Source organism: Longimonas sp. (genome assembly GCF_040409695.1).
GTDB lineage: Bacteria > Bacteroidota > Rhodothermia > Rhodothermales > Salinibacteraceae > Longimonas.
Genome location: NZ_JARWGJ010000131.1, coordinates 1 through 6,902 on the forward strand (window position 1 = coordinate 1; position 6,902 = coordinate 6,902).

The 6,902-nt window shown below is 60.4% G+C and carries 5 protein-coding genes; 4 read left to right on the plus strand and 1 reads right to left on the minus strand.

All coding sequences use genetic code 11. The features are described 5' to 3' along the window. A partial coding sequence (locus PPP56_RS08290; protein ID WP_353563574.1) for a DNA gyrase/topoisomerase IV subunit A occupies positions 1 to 2,258 on the minus strand: 2,258 nt, incomplete at its 3' end. Positions 2,259 to 2,621: 363 nt separating this feature from the next. On the opposite strand from PPP56_RS08290, the gene PPP56_RS08295 reads away from it, so the two are divergent. The 4 genes from PPP56_RS08295 to PPP56_RS08310 all read left to right on the plus strand — a co-directional run. Continuing rightward, on the plus strand, positions 2,622 to 3,302 hold the full coding sequence (locus tag PPP56_RS08295; protein WP_353563575.1) for an HAD family hydrolase: 681 nt from the start codon (positions 2,622 to 2,624) through the stop codon (positions 3,300 to 3,302). Between the two features lie 879 nt (positions 3,303 to 4,181). Further along, positions 4,182 to 4,805 carry a Tll0287-like domain-containing protein gene (locus PPP56_RS08300; protein ID WP_353563576.1) on the plus strand — a complete coding sequence of 208 codons (624 nt, stop codon included), beginning with the start codon at positions 4,182 to 4,184 and terminating at the stop codon, positions 4,803 to 4,805. 131 nt (positions 4,806 to 4,936) lie between these two features. Continuing rightward, a complete protein-coding gene (locus PPP56_RS08305; RefSeq protein ID WP_353563577.1) occupies positions 4,937 to 5,656 on the plus strand; it encodes a helical membrane plugin domain-containing protein in 720 nt (239 codons plus the stop codon). A gap of 41 nt (positions 5,657 to 5,697) precedes the next feature. Next, a partial coding sequence (locus PPP56_RS08310; RefSeq protein WP_353563578.1) for an NAD(P)/FAD-dependent oxidoreductase occupies positions 5,698 to 6,902 on the plus strand: 1,205 nt, incomplete at its 3' end.

The following is a 6,902-nucleotide window of genomic DNA, read 5'->3' on the forward strand; positions in this document are numbered from 1 at the left end:
CCCTTGCCGCCCCGGTTCGTGACGTCGTACTTGGTGGTGCGCACGATCTCCTCGCGTCCGTTGTTGGTTACCACCACGAGCCCCTCACGCGCCGCATCCGACAGCGTAGCCCCCAGGAGGCGATCGTCGTCCTGGATCCGCATGCCAATGACACCTTTGGCCGGCCCCTTGTAGACCGACACCTGCTCTACCGGAAAGATCAGCACGCGTCCGCCGTGCGAGGCAGCGCAGACGTGCTCGTGGCCCTGCGCCAGCATGGCACGCACGACCTCGTCATCTCCCTCCAACCGCATGAACATGCGTCCGGCGCGCGTAGATGGCTCCATGAAGCCCTCAACGGTAAAGCGCGTGGCCTGGCCCGTCTTCGAGATAGCCACCACGTAGGGCGGATGCGCCTCCTCGTCCTCAGCCACGCCGTTCTCATCAAAGAGCTGCTGCTGGTCGGGCTCCTCTGGACGTCCCGGCGGAAGCACGCGGTCGTCGAACCCAACCACGCCCACGACGCGCTCGCCGTCGTCGAACGAGAACAGCTTCTGAACCGGGTCGCCGTAGCCGGTGGTGCTCGGGATGTCGTTGATGCGCACCGTGTAGCAGGTGCCGTAGTTTGTGAAGAAGCCCACCGTGGCGCGCGTGGAGCCTTCAAGCACCCACCCGACCTCGTCGCCGTCACGCACACGAATCGATTCAATGTCGGAGTACGAGCCCTGCCGCTTCACCCAGCCGTCGCGCGTCACGATGACGTAGGCGTCGCTTTCGATGATGTAGTCAGCCTCGGTGTACTCGATCGCAGCATCGGGGCCGCGAATCTCGCTGCGGCGGTCGTCGGCGTAGTCGGACTTTACCTGTTGCAGTTCGTCGCGCACCATATCCCACCGCGCAGATTCGTCGTCAAGCAGGGTGCGGATTTCGCGGGCACGTGTCTGCTTGGCCTCCAGCTCGTCGCGGATCGCCTCGATTTCCATCTGCGACAGGCGGTAGAGCTTCGTGTCGAGCACCGCATCGGCCTGGGTGTTGTCAAGTCCGAACCGGCGGGTGAGCCGGTCCTGCGCATCCTTCTTATTGGTGGAAGCACGGATCATAGCGATGGCTTCGTCGAGCGCGTCGAAGATCGTCTCGAAGCCTTCCAGCAGGTGGATGCGCTTCTCCAGCTTCTGCAGCTCGTGTTTCAGTCGCCGCGTAACGACCTGCAACCGAAATTGCAAGAAGTGCTGCAGAATGGTGCGCAGATTGACGCGCTCGGGCGTGCCCACGTCGGCCCGCTCGGTCGGCACCAGGCACGTCATGTTCACGTGGAAGCGATGCTGCAGCTGGGTGTGCTTGAAGAGATAGGCCATAGCTGCCTCGGCGTCGGAGCCGCGCTTCAGCTCAAGCACAATGCGCACATCATCGGTCGACTCGTCGCGCACGTTCGAGAGCTGGGGCACGTTCTCATCGGCAATGTGGTCGGCGATCGACTCCACGATCTTGCTTTTGTCCACCCCGTACGGCACCGACTCGATAATTGCGCGCGTCTTGCCTTTCATGCGGTAGCTGCCCCGCATCTCAATGGTGCCCTTGCCGGTGGCGTAGATCTCGCGTAGCTCTTCTTCGGTATTCAAGATGGCTCCGCCTGTAGGAAAGTCGGGCGCCTTTACATGCTGCCAGAGCGCCTCAACAGAGGCATCAGGGTCGTCGATCAGGTGGAGCCCCGCATCCACCACCTCGCCCAGGTTATGCGGCGGGATGTTCGTGGCCATGCCGACCGCGATGCCGCTGGCCCCGTTCACGAGCATGTTGGGCACCTTGGCGGGCAGCACGACCGGCTCCTGGAGCGTACCGTCGAACGTGTCGCGGTACTCCACCGTGTCCTGACGCAACTCAGTGAGCAGCTCCATCGCCAGCGGCTGCAGCTTGGCCTCGGTGTAGCGCATCGCGGCGGGATTGTCGCCGTCGAGCGAGCCGAAGTTGCCGTGGCCGTCTACCAGCGGGGCGCGCAACGAAAAATCCTGTGCCATGCGCACCATCGCGTCGTAGATGGCGGTGTCGCCGTGCGGGTGGTACTTCCCCATCGTTTCCCCCACAATGGTCGCGCTCTTGCGGTGGCGCCCGTCGGGGTAGAGGTTCAGGTTGGTAAACATCGCATACAGGATGCGCCGCTGCACGGGCTTGAGTCCGTCGCGGATGTCAGGCAGCGCACGACTGGTAATAACGGATAATGCATAGTTGAGATATCGCTTGCGTGCGGTCTCGTGCAGCGAAATCGATTCAGTTTCTGGCATATGTTTCTTTCAATAACGGCTATAGAGGACGCGGCGAGTGCGCATAGCACAGACAACGTATCGATTCTCGAAAGGATGCACAAGCCCGACCCGCTGGCAGATGCAGCGTTCTCGTTAAATCTGATGTCCAGATGCGATTGGCACCTGGCGAGGCAACCGCATGTCTCCATTACTGCCGGTATGCTCTTCTTGCATGATGGACTCGACATGCGTTGTCTTGCGACAAACCTGTGCCGCTCGCTCTTCTCGCCACCTTCTCAGGCTGTTACAATACTTTAACAGCTACATATCAATTCACTTTTACGATTTTTATTCATAGCTTGGGCGCAGTCAAGATGTATCTCTATTACACACCGCGCGCCCATGAAGCTCTTGCTCTTCGACATTGACGGTACCCTCCTTCATGCAAATGGGTCTGGACGTCAGGCCATCGAGCAGGCGCTATCGGATGTATTCGACCAGCCGATCTCAACTGAGGGCGTTACGTTCTCGGGACGCACCGATCCAGGTATCATGCGCGACATTCTTACGCAGAACGGCGTTGCTGCCACCACATCTAACATCGCACGGGCCATCGGGGCCTACGAATCGCTGGTGCTTGAAACCGGTGATCCAAACGATGTGACGCTCATCCCCGGCGTACCGCCGCTGCTTGATCGCCTCTCCAGCCGGTCGGATGTAATGCTGGCGCTGCTCACGGGCAACATACGCTCTACCGCCTTCTGGAAGCTGAAAGCGGTCGGACTCGACCCGCACTTCTCGTTTGGCGCCTTTGGCTCAGACGACGGCGAACGTCGCAATCTACCGCCCGTGGCTGTGCGGCGCGCGAAAAAGCATACTGGACACACCTTCGTCGGTAGCGATGTCGTGATCATCGGTGACACCCAGCACGACATTCAGTGCGGACGCGGCATCGGGGCCTTCTCGGTCGGGGTCTGTACGGGATCCTACAGCCGTAACGACCTCTCGTCGTACAATCCCAATGTGCTCTTCGACACACTGCAAGATACCGATGCGTTTATCGATCAGGTGCTGGGCGGCTAATCCTTTTTACGCTGGCTTCCCCCCACACCACACGTCATCCCAGGCCAAGCACAGCAAAGACCCGAGCTCTTTGCCCAACTCAGGACCACCCCGCCCTTCGGGCACACCTCCTTTCCGGCTGCGCCGGTAGGAGGGGACGCTGCAGCGTGGCACTTCTGCAGGAACGGTCGCAAAAGGAACCCATCAAATCCCCCTCGGCGGAGGGGGATTTAGGGGGATGGATCGCTGCGCTTCCTCCCTACGATAACAACCCCGAGAGAACCATCCTTCACCTTGTCATTGCGAGGAGCGCCAGCGACGTGGCAATCTCATGCGTTTCTGTTCGGGCGGGGCTTCCTTGGTGAAACGCACAGATCGCACCCCAGGAGTACTCGTTCGCTCCGCTCACAGCGCCGCGTCAGTCGCAAACTCCCTCCTCGCGACGACAATCCCGGGAAACACACCCACCTTGTCATTGCGAGCGACCGAAGGGAGCGCGGCAATCTCATGCGCCCCTGTTCGGGGCGAACTTCCTTGGCGGGACGCACAGGTCCGCCACCACCTCGCACGCGCAGCCCCTGCTCACCAGGCAAGAGATGGTTCAGCGCTCGGCTTTCCCGTCTGCTCACCATGACACGCTCTACAAGTCCTCATACGAGCCTGGTAAGGGGTCCGACTACAAAGAGAACATGGTCGTGGTGCACGCGCTCGCCACGTCCAGACCACTGGGAAGCGCCCCCTTCCATTCGACCTGATAACTTTTTATAAACACCGCTCGAAACAACCGCACCACTTGTAGCTACAACTAATTGTAACTACAGCGTTATGCATGCACTGCCCGGCGCACCTCACGTGCGCACTCGCAGCCGTGCCCAAACTCTCTCCCTGACTGGACGCGCTATGTGCTCAACGAAATGCCCCGCCTCATTCCACGTGCTACGGGCAATGGGAGCACTTTCGCTCGTAGCCGCTTCGCTGCTGCTTTTCGCATGTGCCAGCCCTCCTGACACCGATGAGCGCTCCCCAACCCAGGAACAGGTGGAAGAGCAGATTGAAAGCCTCGATGCCATGCGCTCGGGACTTGCTCAACAGGTCGATGATCCGGAATCCGTCGACCAGTCTACCTTCGCTGAGGTCTGCCAGCCGGTCGGGCGCCGGGCACAGCAGATGGCTCAGGCGAACGGATGGGTCGTGCAGCAGCTGGCCGACCGGAATCGCAACCCCAATAACACGCTCGACGATGAGGCACGCGCGGTACACGAGCGCTTCGCTGAGAATCCTGACCTGAAGCGTGTCTGGCACGAAGATACGATGCTTAATGGCACCTCAGGACAACGGTTCTTCCAGCGCATCACGGTAGAGGAAACCTGCCTGGCCTGCCATGGCGCCGAGGCCAACCGACCTGGTTTCGTGAAGGAAGGATACCCCGACGACCGTGCATACGGATTTGAACCGGGCGACCTGCGCGGACTGTACGCGGTGTTCGTGCCCGATAGTCTAATGGCGCATGCCTCACTGCCCTGATTCTCGCCACCGTTTCCCGCTGTTTCTTCCATAGCCCCGATACGCTCGGCACGTATTATTGCTTTCGACGCGGAAGCGCTTTTGCCGAATCCCCCCTTGTCACACGCTCCTACTCACACCCTCCTGATGCCATGAGTACATCCCCTCCTTCTACCAACGGCGCGGCCTCGCTTGAGGAGCGCCTCAACGACCCTCAGACTACGAAAGCGCTGCATCGCATCTTGGACCGGCTCGACGCAATCGAAGAGGCCGTCGACGGCCTCGCTACAGCGGTCGACCAGGCCCCGCAAGCCGCCAACATGGTCACCGATATGGTCGACGATACCTACCGCACGGCCGAGGAGCACGGCGTGGACCTCGACGAGCGGATGCAGCTTGCCCTGCAGCTCACCGAGCGCCTCACCGCACCCGAAACGGTCGGTACGCTTACGCGGCTCATGGACCGCATGGACGATATTGATCAGCTTATCGACCTCGCTGACCAGGCGCCGGGCATGGCTAACATGATGGTCGATATGTTCGATGATGCCTACCGTGCTGCTGAAGCCTCCGGCCACGACCCTGAACTGGTCCTGCGCCGTAGCGCCGAAGCCGTAAGCGAGCTTAGCGCTTTCGTGGCGTCCGATGAATTTGAGACGCTCAAAAACTCAGGTATCCTTGACCCCGATGCGGTCTCCGTTGTCGGCAAGGCGGGCGACGCGCTCGCTGAATGCCGTCAGGAATGTGGGGATGAACCGCCTCAGGTCGGACTTTGGGGCCTCTTTAAGGCATTCCGCGATTCCGACACACGCCGAGCTCTTGGCTTCCTCACCATGTTTGGCAAACACTTTGGACGCAAACTGCAATCGTAACTTCCTCTGTCGCACCCTTTCAACATTCAACCTGATACGCTATGAGTACAAAGCATAAGTACGACGTCGTCATTGTAGGCGGTGGCACTGCCGGAATCACGGTAGCCGCCCAGCTGCAACAGGCGGAGCGCGCCCCCGAATCCATTGCGATCATCGAACCCTCCGACACGCACTACTACCAGCCTATCTGGACGCTCGTGGGCGCCGGGGTCTTCGACAAGGAGATCTCTGAACGGCCCATGGCCGAGTTCATCCCCGACGGCGTTACATGGCTTCAGGATGCCGCTACCGCCTTCGATCCGGAGGCCAACACGGTGTCCACTGTCAACGGAGAAACAGTCGAATACGATTACCTGGTTGTTGCTCCAGGCCTGCAGCTCGACTGGGACGCCGTGCCCGGACTCGCCGAGTCGATCGAAGACCCCGGCTCGGGCGTGGTAAGCAACTACGCCTACGAGTACTGCGAAGACACGTGGGAGGAAATGCAGAAGCTGCAGCCCGGCGATACGGCACTGTTTACACAGCCGGCTACGCCCATCAAGTGTGGCGGCGCCCCGCAGAAGATCATGTACCTGACCGCCGATCACCTGCGTAAGCGCGGCATCCTCGACGACGTGTCGGTGCAGTTCTTTACGCCCGGTACGGTTATCTTCGGCGTCGAGAAGTTTGCGCGCACGCTCCGCAAGGTGGTCGACCGCTACGGCATCGACGTGAACCTGTACAGCGAGCTTATTGAGATTCGTCCTGATAGCAAGGAAGCGGTCTTCCGAGCCACCGGTGGCGACAGCGCCCCTGCCGAGCAGGTTGTCTCGTACGATATGCTACACGTAACTCCGCCCCAGAGCGCACCCGATTTCATCAAAGAGAGTCCGCTCTCGAACGAAGATGGCTGGGTGGATGTCCACAAGCACACGCTGCAGCACAACACGTACGACAACATCTTCGGGTTAGGCGATGCCGGAAGCACACCAAACGCGAAAACTGGAGCTGCCGTTCGCAAGCAGGCGCCCACCGTGGTCAACAACCTCCTTCAGCTCATGCACGACGGCGACATCGCGGATCCGAAGGAGTACAACGGCTACGCGTCGTGCCCCCTCGTTACCGGATACGGCAAGCTGGTGCTCGCCGAGTTCGACTATAACAACGAACCGGACCCAAGCTTTTCGTTCGACACCAGCCAGGAGCGCTATAGCATGTACGCTCTCAAGGCATATGGCCTGCCGCAGATGTACTGGCACGGCATGCT